This is a genomic window from Streptomyces sp. NPDC029296 (genome assembly GCF_055569255.1).
The window spans coordinates 260,801-283,982 of record NZ_JBVHXT010000002.1 but is presented as its reverse complement, the minus strand read 5'-3'; the positions used below and the strand labels follow the sequence as shown (position 1 = coordinate 283,982).

The window sequence follows — 23,182 nt, the reverse complement described above, 5'->3', positions numbered from 1 at the left end:
GGCATGCAGATCCCCGTCCAGGTCCTCGGCGGTCCCACCGTCCTCATCGAGTACGGCGGCCTCCGCTTCCTCACCGACCCGACCTTCGACGAGCCCGGCGACTACCCCTCGCCCAGCGGCCGGGTCCTCACCAAGACCGCCGGGCCCCGGGTGCCGCTCGCCGGACTCGGCCCCGTCGACGTCGTCCTGCTCTCGCACGACCAGCACGCCGACAACCTCGACACCTCCGGCCGCGCCCTGCTCGCCGACGTACCGCGCGTCCTCACCACCCCCGCGGCGGCCGGCCGGCTCGGCGGCACCACCGAGGCGCTCACCCCCTGGCAGACCGTGGACCTGCCCCGCCCCGGCGGCGGCACCGTCACCGTGACCGCCGCGCCCGCCCTGCACGGCCCCGAGGGCAGCGAGCCCATCGTCGGCGAGGTCACCGGCTTCGTGCTGACCGCCGACGACCTGCCCACCGTCTACGTCAGCGGCGACAACGCCTCCCTGGACCTGGTCAAGGAGATCGCCGCCCGGTTCGCCCCCGTGGACACCGCCGTCCTCTTCGCCGGCGCGCCCCGCCTGCCCGTCCTGGACAACGCCCTGCTGGTCCTCGACGGCGAGGGCACGGCGACCGCCGCCCGCCTCCTGGAGGCCCGCCGGGTGGTCGCGGCCCACTGCGACAGCTGGACCCACTTCACCGAGGGCCGGGAGCACGTGGTGCGCGCGTTCGAGGAGGCGGGGCTGGCGGACCTCCTGCAACGGGACTGACCGGCCGGTCACCGGCGGCGGGCCGTCCGCAGGAACACCGCGCCGCCGAGGGTGCCGGCGAGGGCGAGGACCGCGTTCAGCGCGATCGCGGTCTTCAGCCCGCCGAGGACGGCCAGGGTGCCCGTACCGGTCATGGCGGCGGTGGCGACCGCGCTCATCACCGGCGTGCCCATGGTGATGCCGATCTGCTGGGTCATCGTCGCGAGCCCGGTGGCCAGGCCCTGCTCGTCGTCGGCGAGACCGGAGGTGGCGCTCACCATGAACCCGACGATGACGAGCATGTTGCCCACCCCGCCGGCGAAGGTCGCGGGCAGCAGCAGCCCCAGCGAGGACTGCCCGGTGCCGAGCCCCAGCAGGGCCGCCGTGGACAGCGCCTGCACCAGACCGCCGGCCAGCAGGGACCGGGCCGCGCCGAACCGGCCGATCAGCCGCGGGGCGAGCGCGCCGCCGACGACGGTCCCCGCGCCCAGCACGCCGAACGACAGTCCGGCCGCCAGCGGGGAGAAACCCAGCACCTCCTGGAGGTAGAGGGTCAGCAGGAACACCAGGGACGTCTCGGTGAGGAACGCGACCAGCCCGGCGAGGTTGCCCCACGCCACCGACCGCCGGCCCAGCACCCGGGGCGGCACCAGCGGCGCGGACACCCGGCGCTCCACGGCCGCGAACGCCCCCAGCAGCACCACACCGGCCGCGAGCGGCAGCAGCGTGGCCGGGGCGCCCCACCCGGACTCCCCGGCCCGGGTCAGGCCGAGGACGACCGCCAGCAGGCCGAGGGTGACCGTGACGGCACCCGGTACGTCCAGCTTCGGGCGCTCGGCGGGCCGGGACTCGGCGATGACGGCGGGCGCGACGAGGAGCACGGCGAGGGCCACCGGCACGTTGACGAAGAACGCCCAGCGCCAGGACAGCAGGTCGGTCAGCAGGCCGCCGAGGATCGCCCCGGTGGTGAAACCGGCCGACATCAGCGCCCCGTTGAGCCCGAGCGCCTTCTCCCGCAGCGGGCCCTCCGGGAAGGACGTCGTCAGCAGCGACAGTCCGGCCGGGGTGACCGCCGCGGTGGCCAGCCCCTGGAACACCCGGGCCACGAGCAGCACCTCCGGGCTCTGCGCGAGCCCGCCGGCCAGCGAGGCCGCGCCGAGGACGACGAGTCCGCCGAGGAACAGCCGGCGCCGGCCGAAGAGATCGGCGACCCGCCCGAACAGCAGGGTGAACCCGGCCGCGCACAGCGCGAACGCCGTGCCGATCCACTGGAGATCGTCGAAGGAGAAGCCGAGGCCCGCGCCGATCACCGGCAGGGCCACGTTCAGGATGGAGAAGTCCACGGCCAGCATGAACTGGGCCGCGAGCAGCAGCACCAGCACCAGGCGCAGCCGCGGGGTCAGCACGGCGGGCGCGGCACCGGCCGGCCGTGTCGCTACGACGGACATGACGAGGGGTCCCTTCTGTACGGCGGGGTCGCCGGGGCGGTGGCCAAGCCGCCGGGACTGCGGCGCAGGCCGGCCACCGGGTGTACGGCGGAGTCGCCGGCGGGTGACGAGGTCACCGGCATCACGGCGAAGTCACCACGGTCCCGGCGGGGTTGACGTACGGAAGCCTCGTCCGTCCCGGCCGGCCCAGCCAGCACCCCCGTACGACCGGCCGCCGCGAGGGTGGTCATCGCGTGACCACCCTCGGGCATCCCCATCGCGCCGTCCGGCGGGCAGGATGGACGACGACCGCCGCCCACCCCGAAGGCGTACGCCGCACACACCGGAGGCAGCCATGGACGCGTCCCTGGAACTGGGAGAGTTCCTGAAGTCCCGCCGTGCCGCGCTGCGGCCGGAGGACGTCGGGCTCGCGGCCGCGCCGGTCCGCCGCCGGGTCGCCGGACTGCGCCGCGAGGAACTGGCCCTGCTCGCGGGCGTCAGCATCACCCACTACACCCGCCTCGAACAGGGCCGCGCGGCCGGAGTCTCCGACGCCGTGCTGGACGCCATCGCCCGCACCCTGCGGCTCACCGAGGACGAGACCGCCCACCTCAAGGACCTGGCCCGCCCCGCCGCCCGGCGCCGCCCGGCCGCACCCCGCGCCGAGCACGCGAGCGCCTCGTCCCGCCGGCTGCTCGCCGCGATGACGGACGTACCCGCGCTCCTGCTGGACCGGCGCGGCGACGTCCTGGCCTGGAACCGGCTCGGCCACGCCCTGCTCGCCGCGCATCTGCCGTGGCAGGCCCCGGACAGCCCCGGCGGGCGGCCCAACCTCATCCGCATGCTGTTCCTGGACGAGGAGTACCGGGCGAGGTACCCCGACTGGAAGGAGGAGGCCCACCTCGCGGTCGCCTCGCTGCGCCTGGTCGCCGGCCGGCATCCCGACGACCGCGCGCTGGCCGAGCTGATCGGGCACCTGTCCATCCAGAGCGAGGAGTTCACCGCCCTGTGGGCCCGGCACCCGGTGCGTACCTGCGCCTCCGGCACCAAGTCCCTGCGCCATCCGGCGGTCGGCACCCTGGAGCTGGGCTTCGAGAACCTGTGCCTGCCGGGCACCGAGGGCCGGCGGATGATCACCTACACCGCCGAGCCCGGCACCCCGTCGGACGCGGCCCTGCGCCTGCTCGCCGGCGCGACGGCGTCCGCCGCGCGGGAGGAGCTGCCCGCGCTGGACGCGCGCTGAACCGTTCGCCGCCCTGACCCGAGCGGTGCGTCAGGTCCGCGGCCCGGCCCCGAGGACGTCCAGCATGGCGCGGGTCGCCGGGCCGGGCGGGAAGCGGCTCCAGGCCAGGTACTCCACGCGGTGCGGCCCGTCGGCCACCGGGACCAGCGCCAGGCCGGGGTCGGCGGCGGCCAGTGGCCGGACGAACGCCGACGGCAGCAGCGCGACGCCGAGCCCGCGCGCGATCAGCCCGGTGATCAGCTCCACCACGCCGGCCTCGTAGGCGACCTCACGGACCAGGCCCGCCGCGGCGAACGCCTGGTCCGACTGGGCCCGGGCGGGCGTCCCGGCCACGAAGTCCACGAACGTCTCCCCGGCGATGTCCCGCAGCGTCACCCGCTCCGCGCCGGCCAGCCGGTGCCCGGCCGCCACGACCAGCACGTGTTCGTCGTGGTCGAGCACCAGGCTCTCCACCCCCTCGGGCCGCTCGCCCTCCGGCAGCCCGAGGAAGGCGATGTCCAGGTCGCCGCGGCGGATCGCCGCCGCCATCTCGTCGCTGCGCCCGGACCGCAGCAGCACCCGCACCTCCGGGTGCCGGTCGCGGTAGCGCCGCAACAGCTCCGGTACGTCCACGGCGGCGGTGGTCACGATCACGCCGACGGCGAGCCGGCCGCGCACCACACCGGTCGCGGCGGCGGCGTCGGCCACCGCGCGGTCGGCCGCGGCCAGCGCCTCGCGCGCCCGCGCCACGAACGCCTCGCCCGCCTCGGTCGGTTCGACCCGGCGGCTGGAGCGGGCGAACAGCCGTACCCCCAACTCCCGTTCCAGGCCCGCGATCCGGTGGCTGAGCGAGGACTGCGTCACGAAACACCGCTCGGCGGCACGGGTGAAGTTGCGGGTGTCGGCGACGGCGACGGCGTACCGCATCTGCTGGAGATCCACCCATCCATCGTTTCCGTGCATGGCTGCGATGGCAACCATGTCTTGGACGCATGGCGGGGCACCGGCCGAGACTCCTCGCATGTCCTCGTCCGCCCACCGGCCGGCCGCCGTCCTGCCGACCGCCCTCGCCCCCGCCGTCTGGGGCACCACCTACGTCGTCACCACCGAACTCCTGCCGCCCGGCCACCCGTTGTTCGCGGGCCTGATGCGCGCCCTGCCCGCCGGACTGGCCGGTCTGGCGCTCACCCGGGTGCTGCCGCGCGGGGACTGGTGGGGGAAGGCCGCCGTCCTCGGCGTGCTCAACATCGGCGGGATGCCCCTGCTGTTCGTGGCGGCCGAACGGCTCCCCGGCGGGGTCGCCGCCACCCTCGGCGCGGCCCAGCCGCTGCTGGTCGCCGCGCAGGCCGCCCTGTTCCTGGGCGACCGGCCGACGCCCTGGCGGCTGGCCTGGGGCGTGCTCGGCATGGCCGGCGTCGGCCTCGTGGTCCTCGGCCCCGACGCCCGGCTGGACGCCGTGGGCCTGCTCGCCGGCCTCGGCCATACGGCGACCATGGCGGGCGGGGTCGTCCTGACCAAACGCTGGGGCCGCCCGGCGGGAGCCGGCCCGCTGGCCCTGGCCGGCTGGCAGCTCACGGCCGGCGGGCTGCTCCTGCTGCCCCTGACCCTGGCCGTCGAGGGCCTGCCGCAGCGGATCGACGCCGGAGCGGCCGGGGGCTATCTGTGGCTCGGCAGCATGGGCGGCCTGATCGCGTACACGCTGTGGTTCCGCGGCATCGCCACCCTCCCGGTAGGCGTCACGGCGCCCCTGGTCCTGCTGTCCCCCCTGGTCGCGACGGTGATCGGCGTGACGAGGGGCGAGTCCCTGAGCCCGCTGCGCACCGGCGGCTTCGCCCTGTCCCTGGCGGCGCTGCTCGCCGCCCAGCTGAACCCACCCCACCGCAGAAGGAGCACGCCCCCGATGACCTCAGCCATGACGATCGCGGTCCTCGGCGCCACCGGAATGGTCGGCAGCCGGATCACCGCCGAGGCCGCCGCACGCGGCCACCGGGTGCTGGCCCTCGCCCGCAAGCCGGCGGGCGAGCACCCGGCCGTGACCCCGCTCCCGCTGGACGCGGCCGACCCGGACGCCGTACGCCGCGCCCTGACGGACTCCGGCGCGCACGCGGTGGTCGTGACCCTCAGGACGTACCCGCCGGACGAGGACTTCCTGCTCACCGCGACCCGGACCGTCCTGGACACCGCCGCCGCCCTCGGCATCCGCGTCCTGGTCATCGGCGGCGCCGGCGCGCTGCGCACCCCCGGCACCCCCGGCCTCCTCCTGGCCGACAACCCGGCCTACGTCCCCGAGGAGCTACGCCCGGTCGCCGCGGCCGGAGTGGCCCAACTGCGCACCTGCCGCGCCCACGCCCACCCCGACTGGACCTACCTCAGCCCCCCACCCCTCCTCGAACCCGACCCCCGCACCGCCCGCTACCGCCGTGGCACGGACACCCTGCTCACCACCCCCGACGGCCACTCCCGGATCAGCGCGGAGGACCTGGCCGTGGCGGCGGTGGACGAACTGGAGAAGCCGTGCGGGGAGCGGCACTTCACGGTCGTACGGGCCTGACGGCCGGCTCACGGCCACACAAGGCAATAAGGCTGATGCCCCGCCTCGTGCAGGCGGTGGCTGAAGTCCTGCCACTCGTGCAGCAACCGGTACACGTTGAACGCGTCCCGGGGGCCGCCGCGGTCCGGGACGGTGGACCAGATGAAGGCTGCCGCGCCGACCGCCTCCTCGCCGATGCCGCGGAGGGGGTCGACGACCGTCGTGGGGAGTTTGACGACGGCGTAGTCGGGGTGCAGGACGACCAGTTCGAGGGGCGGCACCTTGTGCAGGGGGACGCCCTGGATGCCGGTCAGGACCATCGCGGCCATCGTCTCCGGCTTGATCTTCGTGAACATGCCGTTCATGCCCAGCTCGTCGCCGCCGAGCTCCTCGGGACGCATCGAGATCGGGACGCGGGCCGCGGTCGCTCCGTCGGGCGCGCCGAAGTACTTGTACGTCACCCCCACCCGGCCACCATTCCCGTTCCCTGCCCGCAGAGGCCGCCGGTCGTACCGCTCGGGCTCACCCGGTCCGCCCTGTGTCCGACGTGTCTCGGTCGTTTCCTCCGCGTCGCGCCGGTGCCTTCCCCGCCGGGCACGTCGAGGACCCAGGTCATCAGTCCCCTCGCCCAGTCCGCCACCGCGATGCATATCTCCACCCGACTGCTTTTCTAGGACGCGTGGCCCCCGCCGCGCAACCCGATCATCGTGTCAGTGACCTCCCCCGCGGTCGCCCGCCGAAACGTACGGTGGAACGGCGATCCGCGGCGAAGATTCCCGGCCCCCGATCATTACGTGCGTATGGGCCGTGTGTATCAGCTCTCAGTCTCGCAGACGAGCGATGGCGCCGCTTCGATCCGGAGGGCGAGGGCGGTCCGGCCGGGCCGCGGCCTACCCTGAGGAGGTCACCCCGCAACCGGAGTCGAGAAGCCGGAGAAGCCGCACGTCATGAGTGCCACGAGCGAAACGCCCTATCCCTACGACGCGCCCGTCTCGCAGGCGCTCTTCGACCGTGCCTCCGCGGTCACGCCGGGTGGAGTGAACTCCCCGGTGCGCGCCTTCCGCGCCGTCGGCGGCACGCCCCGCTTCATGGTGTCGGGCCAGGGCCCCTACCTCACCGACGCCGACGGACGCGAGTACGTCGACCTGGTCTGCTCCTGGGGGCCGATGATCCTCGGGCACTCGCACCCCGAGGTCATCGCCGCCGTGCAGGAGGCCGTCGCCCGGGGCACGTCCTTCGGCACGCCCGGCCGGGGCGAGGTGGAGCTGGCCGAGGAGATCGTCGCCCGGGTCGGGCCCGTGGAGCAGGTCCGGCTGGTCAGCAGCGGCACCGAGGCCACCATGTCGGCCATCCGGCTCGCCCGCGGGTTCACCCGGCGCTCCAAGGTGATCAAGTTCGCCGGGTGCTACCACGGGCACGTCGACTCGCTGCTCGCCGCCGCCGGCAGCGGCGTGGCCACGTTCGCGCTGCCGGACACGCCCGGGGTCACCGGGGCCCAGGCCGGTGACACGATCGTGCTGCCGTACAACGACCTGGAGGCCGTGCAGGAGGCCTTCCACCGGCACCCCGGGGAGATCGCCTGTGTGATCACCGAGGCCTCGCCGGGCAACATGGGCGTGGTCCCGCCGGACCCCGGCTTCAACCAGGGCCTGAAGGACGCCTGCGGCAAGAACGGCGCCCTGTTCATCTCCGACGAGGTCATGACCGGCTTCCGCACCAGCCGCGCCGGGTGGTACGGCGTGGAGGGCGTCAAGCCCGACCTGATGACGTTCGGCAAGGTCATGGGCGGTGGGTTCCCGGCCGCCGCGTTCGGCGGGCGCGCCGACGTCATGGCCCACCTCGCCCCCGCCGGGCCCGTCTACCAGGCCGGCACCCTCTCCGGCAATCCCGTCGCCACCGCCGCCGGCCTCGCCCAGCTGCGGCTGCTCGACGACGCCGCGTACGGCAAGGTCGACGCCGTCTCCGAGCAGATCCGGACGCTGGTGAGCGAGGCGCTGGCCAAGGAGGGCGTCGCGCACCGGGTGCAGACCGCCTCCAACATGTTCTCGGTGTTCTTCACGGACCGGCGGGTACGGGACTATGAGGACGCCAAGCGGCAGGAGTCCTTCCGCTTCACCGCGTTCTTCCACTCGATGCTGGCGAACGGCGTCTATCTGCCGCCGTCGTCCTTCGAGTCCTGGTTCGTGTCCACGGCCCACGACGAGCGGGCCGTGCAGAAGATCGCCGACGCCCTTCCGGCGGCGGCCCGGGCGGCTGCGGAGGCCACGGCCGAATGAGTTCCCCCGAGACCAACGGCGCGGGCACTGCCGGAAACGGCGCCAAGGACATCACCGTCGTCCACCTCATGCGGCACGGCGAGGTCGAGAACCCGGACGGGATCCTGTACGGGCGGCTGCCCGGCTACCACCTGTCCGAGCTGGGCCGGCAGATGGCCGAGCGGGTCGCCGAGCACCTGTCCTCCCGGGACGTGACCCACGTCTGCGCCTCGCCGCTGGAGCGGGCGCAGGAGACCGCCACCCCGATCGCCAAGGCGCACGGGCTGGACCTGGCCACCGACGGGCGGCTGATCGAGGCCGAGAACGTCTTCCAGGGCAAGACCTTCGGCGTCGGCGACGGCGCGCTCCAGCGGCCGGAGAACTGGAAGCACCTCGTCAACCCGTTCCGGCCGTCCTGGGGCGAGCCGTACATCGACCAGGTCGTACGGATGATGGGCGCGCTGAACGCGGCCCGGGACCAGGCGCGCGGGCACGAGGCGGTGCTGGTCAGCCACCAGCTGCCGATCTGGATCGTGCGGTCGTACGTCGAGCGGCGGCGGCTGTGGCACGACCCGCGCAAGCGGCAGTGCACCCTGGCCTCCCTGACGTCGTTCACCTACCAGGGCGACCGCATCGTGTCCGTGGGCTACAGCGAGCCCGCCATCGACCTGGTCCCGGCCCACCTGCGCGCCGGTGCCAAGCCCCAGAAGGGCAAGGGCACGGCCCAGGGGAAGGCCTTCGGCGCCTGAGGAGATCCCCGGCGGTGGTCACGGAGCGTCCGTTTGGCGTGGCTTAGCGCACTGTCGCGAACTTTTTTACGAAAAGCGTAAGAATTATCGGAACCTCCCCGATCTTGCTGCCCTCTGACTGGGTGACCAGCAGGCAGTGACGATCGGGGTTTTCCATGCGCACCTTCTCCCGGACCCTCTCCCGGCGGGGGGCACTCGGCCTCGGCGCGGGCGCGGCCGCCGCCGTGTCGCTCGCCGGGTGCGGCGGTTCCACGTCCTCGGACGGCGCCGGGCACCCGGCCGGTTCCCGGACGCAGGGGAGCAGGGGCGAGGCCCGTCCGGCACGGCCCATCGGCGACGGTTCCACCTCCTTCACCGGCAAGCAGCCGCACCAGCCGGCCAGGCCCGAGCCGCTGGAGCCGGGGCAGACCCCACCGCAGTTCGTGATCTTCTCCTGGGACGGCGCCGGCGAGGTCGGCAACGGCCTCTTCCCGCGCTTCCTGGACCTGGCCAAGGAGCACGGCGCGGCCATGACCTTCTTCCTCTCGGGGCTGTACCTGCTGCCCGAGTCGAAGAAGCGGATGTACGAGCCGCCGAACAACCCGCGCGGCGCCTCCGACATCGGCTACCTCACGGACGAGCACATCAAGGCCACGCTCACCAACGTGCGCCGGGCCTGGCTGGAGGGGCACGAGATCGGCACCCACTTCAACGGGCACTTCTGCGCGGGCGGCGGCACGGTCGCGAACTGGACCCCGCGGCAGTGGGGCAGCGAGATCCGGCAGGCCAAGGCGTTCGTGAAGGAGTGGCGGACCAACACCGGCTGGACCGATCTGCCCTCGCTGCCGTTCGACTACGACAAGGAGCTGGTCGGCGGCCGTACGCCCTGTCTGCTCGGCCAGGACAACCTGCTGCCCACCGCCAAGGAGCTGGGCTGGCGCTACGACGCCTCCTCGCCGGGCGGCCGTCAGGTGTGGCCCGTCAAGCGCCAGGGCATATGGGACCTGCCCCTACAGCAGATACCTTTCCCCGGACGCCGGTTCGAGGTCCTCTCCATGGACTACAACATGCTCGCCAACCAGTCGGTCAACTCGACCAAGGCCCCCGCGTACAACTACCCGGGCTGGCGCAAGCAGTCCGCGCAGGCGTACATCCAGGGATTCCGGCGGGCCTACGAGACGAACCGGGCGCCGTTCTTCATCGGCAACCACTTCGAGCAGTGGAACGGCGGCATCTACATGGACGCCGTCGAGGAGGCCTTCCGGCACATCGCGCGCGAGAAGGAGAAGGGCGCCGACGTGCGCCTGGTCTCCTTCCGGCAGTACGTGGACTGGATGGACGCGCAGAAGCCCGAGATCCTCGCCAAGCTGCGCACGCTCGGGGTCGGGCAGCGGCCCGCCGGGGGCTGGAAGGAGTTCCTGCGCAAGACCGGGGGCGCCGCCTCCAACGCCGCCTGATGTCCCGAATGTCCCGTGTAAATACGCCCTGAAATGCGGTTTTCCGCCCGGCAGGGGGGTGCGCGAAATCCTCGGAACAGGCATGCGAAACTTTTCACATGAGTACCCGTAGCCGCGCCGTCCTGCTCACCGCCGCGGCCGCCGCAGCGGCCCTGACCCTGTCCGCGTGTGGCAAGGGCGGTATCTCCGGTGGCGGTGGCGACACCCACTTCGTCACCGGCAGCAACGGCATCGACACCGTCGCGGCCGGCAAGCGCGCCACGGCTCCGGACCTGTCCGGCAAGACCATCGACGGCAAGACCCTCGATGTCGCCGACTACAAGGGCAAGGTCGTCGTCATCAACGTCTGGGGCTCGTGGTGCGGACCGTGCCGCAACGAGGCCAAGTACTTCGCCAAGGTCTCCAAGGACTACGCCGACCAGGGCGTGCAGTTCGTCGGCATCAACACCCGCGACACCAGCACCACCCCGGCCGTGAACTTCGAGAAGGAGCACGGCGTCGCGTACCCGAGCCTGTACGACCCCACGGGCAAGCTCATGCTGCGCTTCAAGAAGGGCACGCTCAATCCGCAGATCGTCCCCTCCACGCTCGTCATCGACCGGCACGGGAAGGTCGCCGCGCGGGCCTTGGAGGCGCTCGACGACACCGGCCTGGTGGAGATGATCAAGCCGGTCCTCGCGGAGAAGTGACGTGAGCGCACTGCTGACGCTGGCCGCGGAGACCGGCCGCAACCAGACGGTCCTGCACGGCGCCCTGCTGGTCGCCCTGCCGATCGCCCTGTTCGCCGGGCTCGTGTCGTTCTTCTCGCCCTGCGTGCTGCCGCTGGTCCCCGGCTACCTCTCCTATGTGACCGGCGTCGCGGGCACCGACCTGGCCGAGGCCAGACGGGGCCGGATGGTGGCCGGCGCCTCCCTGTTCGTGCTCGGCTTCAGCGCCGTCTTCGTCTCCAGCGGGGCGCTGTTCGGCTACTTCGGCGCCAATCTGATCGACTACCAGGGCACCCTGTCCAAGGTGCTCGGCGTGCTCATGATCATCATGGGCGTGTTCTTCATGGGCCTGACGCCCTGGTTCGCCATGCGCGAGTTCCGCTTCCACAAGCGGCCCACGGGCGGCCTGGCCGGGGCACCGGTCCTCGGCGCCCTCTTCGGCGTCGGCTGGACGCCCTGCATGGGACCGACGCTGTCCTCGGTGAACTTCCTCTCGCTGAACGAGTCGAGCGCGGCCCGGGGCTCCCTGCTGATGCTCGTCTACTGCCTCGGCCTCGGCGTCCCGTTCGTCATCACCGCGATCGCCTTCCGCAAGGCGCTCGGTGCCTTCGCCTGGGTCAAGCGCCACTATGTCTGGGTGACGCGCATCGGCGGCTCGATGATGATCGTGACCGGTGTGCTGCTGCTGACCGGTGCCTGGGGCGGTCTGGTGCAGCAGATGCAGACCTGGACCAACGGCTTCAATGTGGGGATCTGACCGATGAGCAAGACCGACACCGACACCGGCCCGGACCGGGAGGAGCTGGGCGCGGCCGGCTCCCAGCTGTCCACCGCCCCGCAGGAGGAGGCGGTGAGCCTGCCGGGCCTCGGTGTCATCGGCTGGGCCCGCTGGTTCTGGCGGCAGCTGACCTCCATGCGGGTGGCGCTGCTGCTGCTCCTGCTGCTCTCGCTGGGCGCGATCCCCGGCTCGCTGATCCCGCAGACCGGCGCGGACGCCACCAAGGTCGAGGACTTCCGCGCCGCGCACAAGACGCTGGCGCCGGTCTACGACAAGCTCGGCCTGTTCCACGTCTACAGCTCGGTGTGGTTCTCCGCGATCTACATCCTGCTGTTCGTCTCCCTCATCGGCTGCATCATCCCCCGCACCTGGCAGTTCGTCGGCCAGCTGCGCGGCCGGCCGCCGGGCGCCCCCAAGCGGCTGTCCCGGCTGCCCGCCTACACCACCTGGACCACCGCCGAGGACCCCGAGAAGGTCCGCGAGACCGCGCTCGCCCTGCTGAAGAAGCGCCGCTTCCGCGCCCATGTCGCCGGTGACGCCGTCGCCGCCGAGAAGGGCTATCTGCGCGAGCTGGGCAACCTGGTCTTCCACATCGCCCTGATCGTGCTGCTGATCGCCTTCGCCTCCGGCCAGCTGTTCAAGTCGGACGGCACCAAGCTGATGGTGGAGGGCGACGGCTTCTCGAACGCGCTGCCCATGTACGACGACTTCAAGTCCGGCAGCCTCTTCGAGCCCGACGACCTGGTCCCGTTCAGCTTCGACCTGAAGGACTTCAAGGGGACGTACGAGCTGACCGGCCCCAACAGGGGCACCCCGCGCACCTTCCAGGCGAGGATCCGCTACAGCGAGGGCGCGTACGGCAAGGAGACCACGACCACCGTCAAGGTCAACGAGCCGCTGAAGATCGGCGACTCCAAGGTCTACCTGGTCAGCCACGGCTACGCCCCCGTGATCACCGTCCGCGACGGCCGGGGCGAGGTGGTCTACCGCGACGCCGTGCCGCTGCTGCCGCTCGACGGCAACGTCACCTCCCAGGGCGTCGTCAAGGTCATGGACGGCTACCGCGACGCCAAGGGCGTAAAGGAGCAGCTCGGCATCAAGGCGTTCTTCCTGCCGACCTACGGCGGCACGGGCACGGAGATCGCCTCGTCCTTCCCGGCGCTGCTGAACCCGGTGCTGAACCTGGAGCCGTACCACGGCGACCTGGGCGTCGACTCGGGCCTGCCGCAGAGCGTGTACCAGCTCGACAAGACCCACATGAAGGACTACAAGGACGCCAAGGGCGCGCAGCTGAGGGACAACCTCAAGCCCGGCGAGACCATGAAGCTGCCGAACGGCGCCGGCACCGTCACCTTCGAGAAGGACGTCAAGGAGTGGGCCGGCTTCGAGATCGTGCAGGAGCCGGGCGGCGGCTGGGCGCTCGGCGGTGCCCTCGCCGCGATCCTCGGCCTGGCCGGGTCCCTGTTCATCCAGCGCCGCCGCGTGTGGGTGCGGGCGGTGCGCGGCGCCGACGGCGTCACGGTGGTCGAGATGGCCGGGCTCGGCCGCAGCGAGTCGGCGAAGGTGCCCGAGGAACTGGGCGAACTCGCCGGACACCTCTACGACCGGGCGCCGGCCGCGCCCGGACCCGACGACCACTCCGCACCCACACCCGACCGCCACGTCGTACCTGCCGAAGGGGCTGAGAAGTGACTCTCGCCGCCGCGACCAACGAACATCTCGCGAGCGTCAGCAACACGCTGATCTACTCGTCGATGGCCGTCTACACCCTGGCCTTCTTCGCCTACATCGCCGAGTGGCTGTTCGGCAGCCGCAGCAAGGTCGCCCGGACGGCCGCCGCGCTCACCGCCGAGGGCGCGCGGACGGCCGGCGGCCCGGCCGTCACCGTGCGCAAGGGCGGGGGCACCGCCGTGCTGGAGCGGCCGCAGGTCGTCGTCCGCTCGACGTCCGGCGCGCGGGACGTGCCGGACGGGCCCGGCGCCCACGGCGGCGACGAGCAGGGCGACCTGTACGGCCGGATCGCCATCTCCCTCACCGTGCTCGCCTTCCTGGTGGAGCTGGCCGGTGTCGTCGCCCGCGCGGCCTCCGTGGAGCGGGCGCCGTGGGGCAACATGTACGAGTTCAACATCACCTTCTCCACGGTCGCCGTCGGCGTGTACCTCGCGCTGCTGGCGCTGAAGAAGAACGTGCGCTGGCTCGGGCTGTTCCTCACCACCACGGTCCTGCTCGACCTGGGACTCGCGGTCACCGTCCTGTACACGGCCAGCGACCAGCTGGTGCCGGCCCTGCACTCGTACTGGCTGTACATCCACGTCTCCACCGCGATCTTCTGCGGCGCGGTGTTCTACGTCGGCGCGGTCGCCACGATCCTGTACCTGTTCAAGGACTCCTACGAGAACAAGCTCCAGGCCGGCGGCAAGCCGGGCCGGTTCGCCTCCTCGGTCCTGGAGCGCCTGCCCGCCTCCGCGTCCCTGGACAAGTTCGCCTACCGGATCAACGCGGCCGTCTTCCCGCTGTGGACGTTCACGATCATCGCGGGCGCGATCTGGGCGGGCGACGCCTGGGGCCGGTACTGGAACTGGGACCCGAAGGAGACCTGGTCCTTCATCACCTGGGTCGCCTACGCCTGCTACCTGCACGCGCGGGCCACGGCGGGCTGGAAGGGCCGCAAGGCCGCCTACCTGGCGCTGATCGCGTTCGGCTGCTGGCTGTTCAACTACTACGGCGTCAACATCTTCGTCTCCGGCAAGCACTCCTACGCGGGCGTGTAAGCCCCCGCCGTCCGGCACGAGGCCGGTTCCCGCGACACGCGTCGCGGGGGCCGGCCTTCGTCGTCCGGGCAGGCGTGCGCGTGTCCGGGGCCGGGGGCAGGCTGGAGACATGAGCGGTTCCATCGCACAGGGCACCAGCCAGACCCACGGGAACACGCACATCCTGCACTTCGTCGTGCGGCTCGCGCGGGGCATGGAGGAGGTCTGGCCCGCGGTGTCCACGCCCGAGGGGCTGGCCGCCTGGTGGACCGTCGCCGAGGTGCTCGAACCCCGGCTCGGCGGCGCGGTCACCCTGCGCGGGCTGGGCAGCGGGCGGGTCACCGCGTGGGACGTGGACCGGGTCGCGGAGTACACGGTGGAGGGCGGCGGCCGGATCCGGTTCCACCTGGAACGGGACGACGAGGACGGCACCGCGCTCCGCTTCACCCACGAGTTCCAGGGCGAGGCGGAGTCGGAACAGCGCTGGCGGGACCGGCTCGAACGGCTGATCGGGCAGCAGGGGCGGGAGCGCGCCTAGCCCCGCCGCGCCGGCCCGTTCAAGGTTTCCCGCAAGGTTCGTCCAAGGCCGGTCGGTCATCGTCGGTGGTGTGGTTCCGGCCCGGGCCGGCGCACCACCGACGGGGGCGGTACGGGGAGGGCTTCCTCCCCGTACCGGGGCCCGTCCGGGGTCTCAGTCCAGGGCGTCGAGCAGGGCGCGGGTCTGGGCGACGCGGGCGGGGTTGACCTGGATGTCGCGGAAGACGGCGAGGGCTTCCTCGTAGCGGCGGCGCGCGGCGGCCCGGTCGCCCAGGGCCTGGTGGGCCTCGCCCAGGTGGACCAGGGCCTCGGCCTCGCCGAAGCGGTGTCCCAGGGACCGGTGCAGTTCCAGGCAGCGTTCGTGGCAGCGCAGGGCCCGGGCGTGCTCGCCGAGCTGCTGGTAGGCGTAGCCGAGGGTGTCCAGGGTGTCGGACTGTCCGCGCAGGTCGCCGAGTTCCTCCTGGAGGGCCAGGGCCCGTTCGCACTGGGCCACGGCCTGCCGGTGGCCGCCCGTCTGCACGTGGTCCCACGCCACCGCGTTCAGGGCGCGGGCCAGCCCCGCCTGGTGACCCAGCCGGGCGAAGAGGCCGACGGCCAGTTCGTCGTGGCGCAGCGCCGCCGGACGGTCGCCGGTGTGCTCGTACAGCCAGCCCAGGGCCAGATGGGTGTGGGCCTCGGAGAGGGGGTGGCCGCCGCCTCGCACCAGGGACAGCGCCTGGGCCAGCCGGTGCCGTGCCGAGGCGTGGTCGCCGGCCTCGATGCGCTCCAGGGCCAGCACCCGGTGGGACTCGTTCCGCGCGGCCGTGTCGCCGAGCCGGGTCGCGGCCCGCAGCGCCGTCTCGTGCACGGCGGCGACGTCGCTCCACCGTCCGCGCCGGGTCAGGAAGGTGGTCAGGGCCCAGGCCAGCTGCCAGGCGTGGGTGTCGTGGCCGTGCCGCGCCGCCTGGTGCACGGCCGCGATCAGCACCGGCTGCTCCCGGGTGAACCACGCCATGGCCGCCTCGTGCCCGGTGATCACCTCCGGCCGTACTCCGTCGGCCGCCGGGGGCAGCCGTACGGGGTCCCGGTGCGGCAGCAGCAGCCGGTCCGCCGACCAGGCGGTGCGCAGGCAGTGGTCCAGGACCCGGACGCGGGCCGACCGGGCCTCCGGGCCGTCCGCGGGGCCGGCGACCTCCAGGGCGTGGGCGCGCAGCAGGTCGTGGCCGGCGAACCGGCCGGGGGCGTGCTCCTGGAGGAGGTGGCGGGTGCGCAGCCGGTGCAGCGCCCGCAGGGCCCCCGCCGGTCCCAGCCCGGTGAGGCTGCCGGCCGCGGGCGCCCCGATGTCCGGTCCGGGCGCCTGCGCGAGCTGCCGGAAGACCCGGGCGGTGTCCGCGTCGAGCGCCCGGTAGGAGGCGGCGAGGACGGCCCGTACGTCGGTGGCGCCCTCGCCGGTGCTCAGCGCGTCCAGGCGGCTGCTCGCGCGCAGTTCCTCGGTCAGGGCGGTCAGCGTGGTGACCGGGTTGGTGGTGATGCGCCCGGCCAGCACGCTCAGGGCGAGGGGCAGCCCGGCGCACTGGCCGGCCAGTTCGGCGGCGGCCTCGGGTTCCGCGGCGACGCGTTCGGCACCGAGCCGGCCGGCCAGCAGCTCGCGGGCCGTGGCGGCGTCGAAGGCGTCGACGGTGAGATGGGTGACCTGGTGCGCGGCGGTCAGCCCGGTGAGCTGGTCCCGGCTGGTGACCAGCACCGCGCAGCCGGAGGTGCCCGGCAGCAGCGGCAGCACCTGCGCCGAGTCCCGGGCGTTGTCCAGGACGACCAGCATCCGCCGGCCGGCCAGCAGGCTGCGGTACAGCGCGGCCTGGGCGTCGAAGGCCGCCGGGATCCGCCCGGGGTCGACACCGAGCGCGTCGAGGAACCCGCGGAGCACCCTGCGGGGGTCGGCGGGTTCCCCCGCCGGGGTGAAGCCGTGCAGGTCGACGAAGAGCTGTCCGTCGGGGAAGCGGTGCTGCCGGCGGTGCGCCCAGTGCAGGGCGAGGGAGGTCTTGCCGACCCCGCCGATGCCGCAGACCACCGTCACCGGCAGGGTGGCGCGCGGTCCGGCCTGGGCGGCGAGGGCCTTGTCCAGGACGGCGAGTTCGGCGTCCCGGCCCACGAAGTAGGCGGGCGGTGCCAGCAGTTGCCGGGGCACCGGGGGCCGGGCCCCGGCGGGCGGGGCGGCCTCGGGCGGGGCCGCTTCGGGCGGGGCCAGCGCCGGGTCGTTGGTGAGGATCCGTCGGTGCAGGCCGCGCAGGCGCGGGCCCGGGTCGGCGCCCAGCTCCCCGGCCAGCCGGCGCCGCAGGTCCTGGTAATGGGCGAGGGCGTCGGAAGGGCGGCCGGCCCGGTACAGGGCGAGCATCAGCTGACCGGCCAGCCGCTCGTCCAGCGGGTGCGCCCGGGCCTTCTCGGCCAGCTCGGCCAGCAGGCCGCCGTGGTGCCCGGCGCGCAGCCGGAGGTCGATGTGGTCCAGTTGGGCCGCCAGCCGCTCGCTCAGCAGCGCCTGGCGCCGGTCGTCGAACCACGGGACGTCCACGGTGGCGAACGGCTCCCCGCGCCACAGCCCCAGCGCCCGCCGCAGCAGGTCCGCCGCCTCGGTGCCGTCGGCGGTGCGGGCCCGGGCGACCAGGTCGCGGAACAGGTGCAGGTCCACCGAGAGCGGATCGGCTTCGAGGACGTACCCGCCGGGGCGCCGGACGACGGCCACCTCCGGGGCCGGCCGCAGCGCCTGGCGTAATCGGGACAGATAGCCGTACAGCGTCTCCCTGGTGCGCCGCGGCGGCCGGTCGCCCCACACCCGGTCCACCAGCGTGTCCACCGGGACCGCCCGGCCCACGTCCACGAGCAGCGCGGCCAGCACACACCGCTGCCGCATGTGCCCCACGTCCACCACGCGGCCCCCCAGCCGCACCTCGATCACGCCCAGCAGACCGAACTCCACCGTCATCCCGTCCCTCCCCGTCCCCACCGTAGGCACCCGCCCCCGCGCCCACCAGCCATCCGCGCCCGGGAGCCGTACGCGATCCCGCCGGAACCGGGGGGTGGGCACCGGGACAAAGCGGTACGTCGGCGATACTGGGGCACATGGCTTACGACGATCTTCGCTCCCTGCTCCGGGCGCTGGAGCGCGAGGGCGACCTCAAGCGCATCAAGGCCGAGGTCGACCCGCACCTGGAGGTCGGGGAGATCGTCGACCGGGTCCAGAAGTCCGGCGGCCCGGCGCTGCTCTTCGAGAACGTGCGCGGCTCCGACCTCCCCCTCGCGATGAACGTGTACGGCACCGACCGCCGCCTGCTGAAGGCGCTGGGCCTGAAGTCGTACGACGAGATCTCCGACAAGATCGGCGGCCTGCTGCGCCCCGAGCTGCCGCACGGCTTCGTCGGCGTGCGCGAGGCCTTCGGGAAGCTGGGCGCGATGACCCACGTCCCGCCGCGCAAGGTCAAGGAGGCGCCCGTACAGGAGGTCGTCCTGCACGGCGACGACGTCGACCTGGACCGCCTCCCGGCGCTGTTCACCTGGCCGAAGGACGGCGGCTCCTTCTTCAACCTGGGCCTGACCCACACCAAGGACCCCGAGAGCGGCGTCCGCAACCTCGGCCTGTACCGCCTCCAGCGCCACGACCGGCGCACGATCGGCATGCACTGGCAGATCCACAAGGACAGCCGGAACCACTACCAGGTGGCCGCGCGCCGGGGCGAACGCCTCCCGGTCGCCATCGCCTTCGGCTGCCCCCCGGCGGTGACGTACGCCTCCACGGCCCCCCTGCCCGGCGACATCGACGAGTACCTCTTCGCCGGCTTCATCGCGGGCAAGCGGATCGAGATGACCGACTGCAAGACGGTCCCGCTCCAGGTGCCCGCCCACGCCGAGGTGGTCCTGGAGGGCTGGCTGGAGCCCGGCGAGATGCTGCCCGAGGGCCCCTTCGGCGACCACACCGGCTTCTACACCCCGCAGGAACCGTTCCCGGCGCTGCGGATCGACTGCGTGACGATGCGCAGGCGCCCGCTGCTCCAGTCGATCGTCGTCGGCCGCCCCCCGACGGAGGACGGCCCCCTCGGCCGGGCCACGGAACGCTTCTTCCTGCCCCTGCTGAAGATCATCATCCCGGACATCGTGGACTACCACCTGCCCGAGGCCGGCGGCTTCCACAACTGCGCGATCGTCTCGATCGACAAGAAGTACCCCAAGCACGCGCAGAAGGTGATGCACGCCGTCTGGGGGGCGCACATGATGTCCCTCACCAAGCTGATCGTGGTCGTGGACGCCGACTGCGACGTGCACGACCTGCACGAGGTCGCCTGGCGGGCCCTCGGCAACACCGACTACGCCCGCGACCTCACGGTCGCGGAAGGCCCCGTCGACCACCTCGACCACGCCTCCTACCAGCAGTTCTGGGGCGGCAAGGCAGGCATCGACGCCACCCGCAAGTGGCCGGAGGAGGGCTACACCCGCGACGGCGGGTGGCCGGACATGGTCCTGTCGGACCCGGATACGGCGGCCTTGGTGGACCGCCGCTGGAAGGAGTACGGACTGTGACGTCAGCCTCCGCCGCCCTCGCCCGGCCGGGCCGGACCAAGGCGTTCCTCCGCCTGGTGATGATCGAGCACTCGGTCTTCGCGCTCCCCTTCGCCTACATCGCCTCCCTCACCGCGATGTACGAGCGGGACGGGAACATCCACTGGGGCCGCCTGCTCCTGGTCACCGTGTGCATGGTCGGCCTGCGCACGTTCGCGATGGCGGTCAACCGGATCATCGACCGGGAGATCGACGCCCGCAACCCGCGCACGGCGCACCGGGAACTGGTGACGGGCGCGATGTCGGTACGGCACGCGTGGACCGGCGCGCTGATCGCCCTCGCGGTCTTCCTGGGCGCGGCGGCCCTGCTCAACCCGCTGTGCCTGGCCCTCGCGCCGGTGGCCGTGGTGCCGATGGTGGTCTACCCCTACGGCAAGCGGTTCACCAACTTCCCGCAGGCCATCCTCGGCCTCGCCCAGGCCATGGGCCCGGTCGGCGGCTGGCTGGCGATCAGCGGCCAGTGGTCGTGGAACGCGGTGATCCTCGGCCTGGCCGTGGGCATCTGGATCGGCGGGTTCGACCTGATCTACGCCTGCCAGGACGTGGAGACGGACCGCGAGATCGGCGTGAAGTCGGTACCGGCGCGCTTCGGCATCCCGGCGGCGATATGGGGCGCCCGCGCGTGCCACACGATCACCACGGCCCTGTTCGTCTGGTACGCCCTCGCCACCGACGCGGGCGCGTTCTTCTGGCTGGGCCTGGTGATCGTCGCGGCGGCCTTCGGCTACGAGCACAGGATCGTCCGCCCCCACGACCTGACCCGCCTGAACAGGGCGTTCTTCAGCGTCAACGGATTCATCGGCATCGCCTTGTTCGTCTGCGCCCTGCTGGACCTGCTGGTCCGCGGGCTCACCGTCTGACCCGCTCCCGCCCTTCGCCGGGTGCGGGGCCGGGTGGCCGGACCGCGCCCACCCGGCCGCCTTCAGACCCCCACCGGTCCTGAGCCCCTTGGCGTCCGCCGGTACGCTCAAGGTGTGAACGCAGGAGAAACGCAGCGCGTGCCTTGGATCGTGGGGGTGTCCGGAGCTTCCGGGACGCCGTACGCGGCGGCCGTGCTGCGGGCGCTGCTGGCGGCCGGGGAAGCGGTGGACCTGGTGGTCAGCCGGGCCTCGCGGCTGACGCTGCTGGACGAGACGGGCCTGCCCTTCCGTGACGCCCACTGGCAGGACGACCTGCGGGAATGGCTGGCCCGTGGCGCCGACGGCAAGCCCGGCACCTTCGACGTGGACGTCAGCGGCGTCCGCTACTGGAGCGCGGGCGACCTCGCGGCCGGCCCCTCCTCCGGCTCGTACCCGGCCCGCGGCATGATCGTCGTGCCCGCCTCCACCGCCTGCGTGGCCGGTGTGGCGCTCGGCCTGTCCAAGGATCTCCTCCAGCGCGCGGCGAGCGTCACGCTGAAGGAGCGCCGCCCGCTGGTCGTGGCCGTACGGGAGACCCCCTTGAACGGCCAGACGCTGCGTCACCTGGTCACCCTGGACGACGCGGGTGCCGCGGTCGTCCCGGCCTCGCCCGCCTTCTACGCGGGCGCCACCCACATCCAGGACCTGGTGGACTTCGTGGCCGGCCGGGTGCTGGACGCGGCGGGTGTCGCCCACGGCCTGTACCGGCGCTGGCGGGGGGAGCTGGGCGGCGGTTCGGCGGACGGTTCGCGGGACGAGTAGCAGTACGTACCTCTCATCACTTCAGGAACTTTCACCGGAAGGCTTCGATCGCATGGACGCGGTGGACAGGCAGCTCATCCAGGCCCTGAGGGAGAACGGCCGGGCCTCGTACGCGGAGCTGGGGCGCCTGGTCGGCCTGTCGGGCCCCAGCGTCACCGACCGCATCAACCGGCTGGAGGCGGCCGGTGTCATCACCGGGTACCGCGCCACGGTGGACGCGGCCTCCCTCGGCCTCGGTGTCACCGCCCTGATCGGCATCTCCCTCTCCGACGCGGCCGACCACGAGGACGTGGCGCAGCGGCTGCGGGACCTGCCGGAGATCGAGGACTGCTGGTTCATCGCTGGCGACGACTCGTACATGCTCAAGGTCCGGGCGTCGGACGTGGACGGCCTGGAGCGGACCATCCGCCGGCTCAGCGGCACCAAGGGCGTCTCCCGGACCCGTACCACGATCGTGCTGTCCACGAAGTGGGAGAACCGGGTCGGGGAGCTGCCCGAAGAGGTGTAGGGATACCGTTGGTCGGGCTGTCGTAGAAAGGTGTTGCCATGGACGTCGGGCTCAAGCGCGAGCTGGAGGAGAAGGTCCGTTCCGGTGAGCGGCTGACCCGCGAGGACGGCATCGCGCTGTACGCGTCGGACGATCTGGCCTGGCTCGGCGGCCTCGCCCACGAGGTGCGGACCCGTAAGAACGGTGACGTGGTCCACTTCAACGTCAACCGTCATCTCAACATGACGAACGTGTGCACCGCGTCCTGCGCGTACTGCTCGTTCCAGCGCAAGCCGGGCGAGAAGGACGCGTACACGATGCGCATCGAGGAGGCCGTCAAGCTGGCCAAGGCGATGGAGTCGGAGAACCTCACCGAGCTGCACATCGTCAACGGTCTGCACCCGAACCTGCCGTGGCGCTACTACCCGCGGTCGCTGCGGGAGCTGAAGCAGGCGCTGCCGAACGTCTCGCTGAAGGCGTTCACCGCGACCGAGATCCACCACTTCGAGACGATCAGCGGGCTGTCCGCCTCGGAGATCCTGGACGAGCTGATCGACGCGGGCCTGGAGTCGCTGACCGGTGGCGGCGCGGAGATCTTCGACTGGGAGGTCCGGCAGCACATCGTGGACCACCGCACCCACTGGGAGGACTGGTCCCGCATCCACCGGCTGGCGCACGAGAAGGGGCTGAAGACCCCGTGCACCATGCTGTACGGCCACATCGAGGAGCCGAGGCACCGCGTCGACCACGTCCTGCGACTCCGTGAGCTGCAGGACGAGACGAACGGCTTCCAGGTCTTCATCCCGCTGCGCTACCAGCACGACTTCGTGGACATGAAGGACGGCAAGGTACGCAACACCCTCCAGGCGCGTACCTCGATGGCGACGGGCGCGGAGGCGCTGAAGACCTTCGCCGTGTCCCGGCTGCTCTTCGACAACGTCCCGCACGTGAAGGTCTTCTGGGTGATGCACGGCGTGCAGACCGCCCAGCTGGCCCTTCAGCACGGCGCGGACGACATGGACGGCTCGGTCGTCGAGTACAAGATCACCCACGACGCGGACAACTACGGCACGCCGAACAAGCTGACCCGCGAAGACCTCCTGGAACTGATCCGCGACGCCGGCTTCCGCCCCGTGGAGCGCAACACCCGCTACGAGATCATCCGCGAGTACGAGGGCCCCGACCCGTCCCGCCGCGACGAGCCCCAGCCGATGCGGGTCTGACGGTTCGGCCACTTCCGAAGCGAGGGCCCGGCGTCCCCGTCCGTGGGGCGCGGGGCCGGGCGACGGCCGGAACGGCCCCTCGCTTCCCCGCCGGAACGAGGGCCGCT

20 protein-coding genes are annotated in these 23,182 nt (G+C 72.7%); 16 read left to right on the top strand and 4 right to left on the bottom strand.

All coding sequences use genetic code 11. From position 1 onward, the window contains the following. Window positions 1-3: 3 nt before the first annotated feature. The gene (locus ACZ4W9_RS02820; RefSeq protein ID WP_467932701.1) at window positions 4-750 is read left to right on the top strand and encodes an MBL fold metallo-hydrolase; all 747 of its coding nucleotides are present in this window, start codon (window positions 4-6) and stop codon (window positions 748-750) included. Between the two features lie 8 nt (window positions 751-758). On the opposite strand, the gene ACZ4W9_RS02815 is transcribed toward ACZ4W9_RS02820, so the two are convergent. Beyond that, window positions 759-2,177, bottom strand: a complete 1,419-nt coding sequence (locus tag ACZ4W9_RS02815; protein WP_467932699.1) for an MFS transporter — start codon at window positions 2,175-2,177, stop codon at window positions 759-761. Between the two features lie 334 nt (window positions 2,178-2,511). Here ACZ4W9_RS02815 and ACZ4W9_RS02810 point away from each other — a divergent pair, with 334 nt between their 5' ends. Then, window positions 2,512-3,399 (top strand): helix-turn-helix transcriptional regulator, encoded by an 888-nt coding sequence (locus tag ACZ4W9_RS02810; protein ID WP_467932698.1) that lies wholly within the window; start codon window positions 2,512-2,514, stop codon window positions 3,397-3,399. A gap of 30 nt (window positions 3,400-3,429) precedes the next feature. Here the strand turns inward: ACZ4W9_RS02810 and ACZ4W9_RS02805 are convergent, their stop codons facing one another. After that, window positions 3,430-4,320 (bottom strand): LysR family transcriptional regulator, encoded by an 891-nt coding sequence (locus ACZ4W9_RS02805; RefSeq protein ID WP_467932768.1) that lies wholly within the window; start codon window positions 4,318-4,320, stop codon window positions 3,430-3,432. A 79-nt stretch (window positions 4,321-4,399) separates the two neighbouring features. On the opposite strand from ACZ4W9_RS02805, the gene ACZ4W9_RS02800 reads away from it, so the two are divergent. After that, window positions 4,400-5,929 (top strand): EamA family transporter, encoded by a 1,530-nt coding sequence (locus ACZ4W9_RS02800; protein WP_467932697.1) that lies wholly within the window; start codon window positions 4,400-4,402, stop codon window positions 5,927-5,929. An 8-nt stretch (window positions 5,930-5,937) separates the two neighbouring features. Here the strand turns inward: ACZ4W9_RS02800 and ACZ4W9_RS02795 are convergent, their stop codons facing one another. Then, the gene (locus ACZ4W9_RS02795) at window positions 5,938-6,558 is read right to left on the bottom strand and encodes a hypothetical protein (RefSeq protein ID WP_467932696.1); all 621 of its coding nucleotides are present in this window, start codon (window positions 6,556-6,558) and stop codon (window positions 5,938-5,940) included. Window positions 6,559-6,855: 297 nt separating this feature from the next. Here ACZ4W9_RS02795 and hemL point away from each other — a divergent pair, with 297 nt between their 5' ends. The 8 genes from hemL (at window position 6,856) to ACZ4W9_RS02755 (ending at window position 15,121) form a co-directional block, all read left to right on the top strand. Further along, a complete protein-coding gene (gene hemL, locus ACZ4W9_RS02790; RefSeq protein ID WP_467932694.1) occupies window positions 6,856-8,184 on the top strand; it encodes a glutamate-1-semialdehyde 2,1-aminomutase in 1,329 nt (442 codons plus the stop codon). Continuing rightward, window positions 8,181-8,912 (top strand): histidine phosphatase family protein, encoded by a 732-nt coding sequence (locus ACZ4W9_RS02785; protein WP_467932693.1) that lies wholly within the window; start codon window positions 8,181-8,183, stop codon window positions 8,910-8,912. Before hemL ends, ACZ4W9_RS02785 begins: the two co-directional genes overlap by 4 nt. Before the next feature lie 155 nt (window positions 8,913-9,067). Continuing rightward, the gene (locus ACZ4W9_RS02780) at window positions 9,068-10,348 is read left to right on the top strand and encodes a polysaccharide deacetylase family protein (RefSeq protein ID WP_467932692.1); all 1,281 of its coding nucleotides are present in this window, start codon (window positions 9,068-9,070) and stop codon (window positions 10,346-10,348) included. 98 nt (window positions 10,349-10,446) lie between these two features. Continuing rightward, on the top strand, window positions 10,447-11,037 hold the full coding sequence (locus tag ACZ4W9_RS02775) for a TlpA family protein disulfide reductase (protein WP_467932691.1): 591 nt from the start codon (window positions 10,447-10,449) through the stop codon (window positions 11,035-11,037). 1 nt (window position 11,038) lies between these two features. Next, window positions 11,039-11,812 carry a cytochrome c biogenesis CcdA family protein gene (locus ACZ4W9_RS02770; protein ID WP_467932689.1) on the top strand — a complete coding sequence of 258 codons (774 nt, stop codon included), beginning with the start codon at window positions 11,039-11,041 and terminating at the stop codon, window positions 11,810-11,812. Window positions 11,813-11,815: 3 nt separating this feature from the next. Then, the gene (gene resB / locus ACZ4W9_RS02765) at window positions 11,816-13,525 is read left to right on the top strand and encodes a cytochrome c biogenesis protein ResB (RefSeq protein ID WP_467932688.1); all 1,710 of its coding nucleotides are present in this window, start codon (window positions 11,816-11,818) and stop codon (window positions 13,523-13,525) included. Beyond that, the gene (gene ccsB / locus ACZ4W9_RS02760; protein WP_467932687.1) at window positions 13,522-14,604 is read left to right on the top strand and encodes a c-type cytochrome biogenesis protein CcsB; all 1,083 of its coding nucleotides are present in this window, start codon (window positions 13,522-13,524) and stop codon (window positions 14,602-14,604) included. Before resB ends, ccsB begins: the two co-directional genes overlap by 4 nt. Window positions 14,605-14,713: 109 nt before the next feature. Next, window positions 14,714-15,121 (top strand): SRPBCC domain-containing protein, encoded by a 408-nt coding sequence (locus ACZ4W9_RS02755; RefSeq protein WP_467932686.1) that lies wholly within the window; start codon window positions 14,714-14,716, stop codon window positions 15,119-15,121. A 153-nt stretch (window positions 15,122-15,274) separates the two neighbouring features. Here ACZ4W9_RS02755 and ACZ4W9_RS02750 read toward each other — a convergent pair whose 3' ends face one another. After that, window positions 15,275-18,076 (bottom strand): AfsR/SARP family transcriptional regulator, encoded by a 2,802-nt coding sequence (locus ACZ4W9_RS02750; RefSeq protein WP_467932685.1) that lies wholly within the window; start codon window positions 18,074-18,076, stop codon window positions 15,275-15,277. A gap of 137 nt (window positions 18,077-18,213) precedes the next feature. Between ACZ4W9_RS02750 and ACZ4W9_RS02745 the strand changes: the two genes are divergently transcribed. The 5 genes from ACZ4W9_RS02745 (at window position 18,214) to mqnE (ending at window position 23,075) form a co-directional block, all read left to right on the top strand. Next, window positions 18,214-19,665 carry a menaquinone biosynthesis decarboxylase gene (locus ACZ4W9_RS02745; protein ID WP_467932684.1) on the top strand — a complete coding sequence of 484 codons (1,452 nt, stop codon included), beginning with the start codon at window positions 18,214-18,216 and terminating at the stop codon, window positions 19,663-19,665. Further along, window positions 19,662-20,564, top strand: coding sequence for a menaquinone biosynthesis prenyltransferase MqnP (mqnP, locus tag ACZ4W9_RS02740; protein WP_467932683.1), 903 nt, complete (start codon window positions 19,662-19,664; stop codon window positions 20,562-20,564). The genes ACZ4W9_RS02745 and mqnP overlap by 4 nt, the downstream gene beginning before the upstream one ends. Window positions 20,565-20,702: 138 nt before the next feature. Next, on the top strand, window positions 20,703-21,365 hold the full coding sequence (locus ACZ4W9_RS02735) for a UbiX family flavin prenyltransferase (RefSeq protein WP_467932681.1): 663 nt from the start codon (window positions 20,703-20,705) through the stop codon (window positions 21,363-21,365). A gap of 52 nt (window positions 21,366-21,417) precedes the next feature. Further along, window positions 21,418-21,873, top strand: coding sequence for an Lrp/AsnC family transcriptional regulator (locus ACZ4W9_RS02730; protein WP_362197700.1), 456 nt, complete (start codon window positions 21,418-21,420; stop codon window positions 21,871-21,873). Between the two features lie 38 nt (window positions 21,874-21,911). Continuing rightward, window positions 21,912-23,075 (top strand): aminofutalosine synthase MqnE, encoded by a 1,164-nt coding sequence (mqnE, locus tag ACZ4W9_RS02725; RefSeq protein WP_467932680.1) that lies wholly within the window; start codon window positions 21,912-21,914, stop codon window positions 23,073-23,075. The last annotated feature ends 107 nt before the right edge of the window (window positions 23,076-23,182 follow it).

Coding starts and splice junctions, on each gene's coding strand:
- ACZ4W9_RS02795 (WP_467932696.1), bottom strand. CDS start 6,558: ATGCATCGCGGTGGCGGACTGGGCGAGGGGACTGATGACCTGGGTCCT.
- ACZ4W9_RS02750 (WP_467932685.1), bottom strand. CDS start 18,076: ATGACGGTGGAGTTCGGTCTGCTGGGCGTGATCGAGGTGCGGCTGGGG.
- ACZ4W9_RS02820 (WP_467932701.1), top strand. CDS start 4: ATGCAGATCCCCGTCCAGGTCCTCGGCGGTCCCACCGTCCTCATCGAG.
- ACZ4W9_RS02800 (WP_467932697.1), top strand. CDS start 4,400: ATGTCCTCGTCCGCCCACCGGCCGGCCGCCGTCCTGCCGACCGCCCTC.
- ACZ4W9_RS02780 (WP_467932692.1), top strand. CDS start 9,068: ATGCGCACCTTCTCCCGGACCCTCTCCCGGCGGGGGGCACTCGGCCTC.
- ACZ4W9_RS02785 (WP_467932693.1), top strand. CDS start 8,181: ATGAGTTCCCCCGAGACCAACGGCGCGGGCACTGCCGGAAACGGCGCC.
- hemL (WP_467932694.1), top strand. CDS start 6,856: ATGAGTGCCACGAGCGAAACGCCCTATCCCTACGACGCGCCCGTCTCG.
- ACZ4W9_RS02815 (WP_467932699.1), bottom strand. CDS start 2,177: ATGTCCGTCGTAGCGACACGGCCGGCCGGTGCCGCGCCCGCCGTGCTG.
- ACZ4W9_RS02745 (WP_467932684.1), top strand. CDS start 18,214: ATGGCTTACGACGATCTTCGCTCCCTGCTCCGGGCGCTGGAGCGCGAG.
- mqnE (WP_467932680.1), top strand. CDS start 21,912: ATGGACGTCGGGCTCAAGCGCGAGCTGGAGGAGAAGGTCCGTTCCGGT.
- ACZ4W9_RS02810 (WP_467932698.1), top strand. CDS start 2,512: ATGGACGCGTCCCTGGAACTGGGAGAGTTCCTGAAGTCCCGCCGTGCC.
- ACZ4W9_RS02730 (WP_362197700.1), top strand. CDS start 21,418: ATGGACGCGGTGGACAGGCAGCTCATCCAGGCCCTGAGGGAGAACGGC.
- ACZ4W9_RS02775 (WP_467932691.1), top strand. CDS start 10,447: ATGAGTACCCGTAGCCGCGCCGTCCTGCTCACCGCCGCGGCCGCCGCA.
- ACZ4W9_RS02755 (WP_467932686.1), top strand. CDS start 14,714: ATGAGCGGTTCCATCGCACAGGGCACCAGCCAGACCCACGGGAACACG.
- resB (WP_467932688.1), top strand. CDS start 11,816: ATGAGCAAGACCGACACCGACACCGGCCCGGACCGGGAGGAGCTGGGC.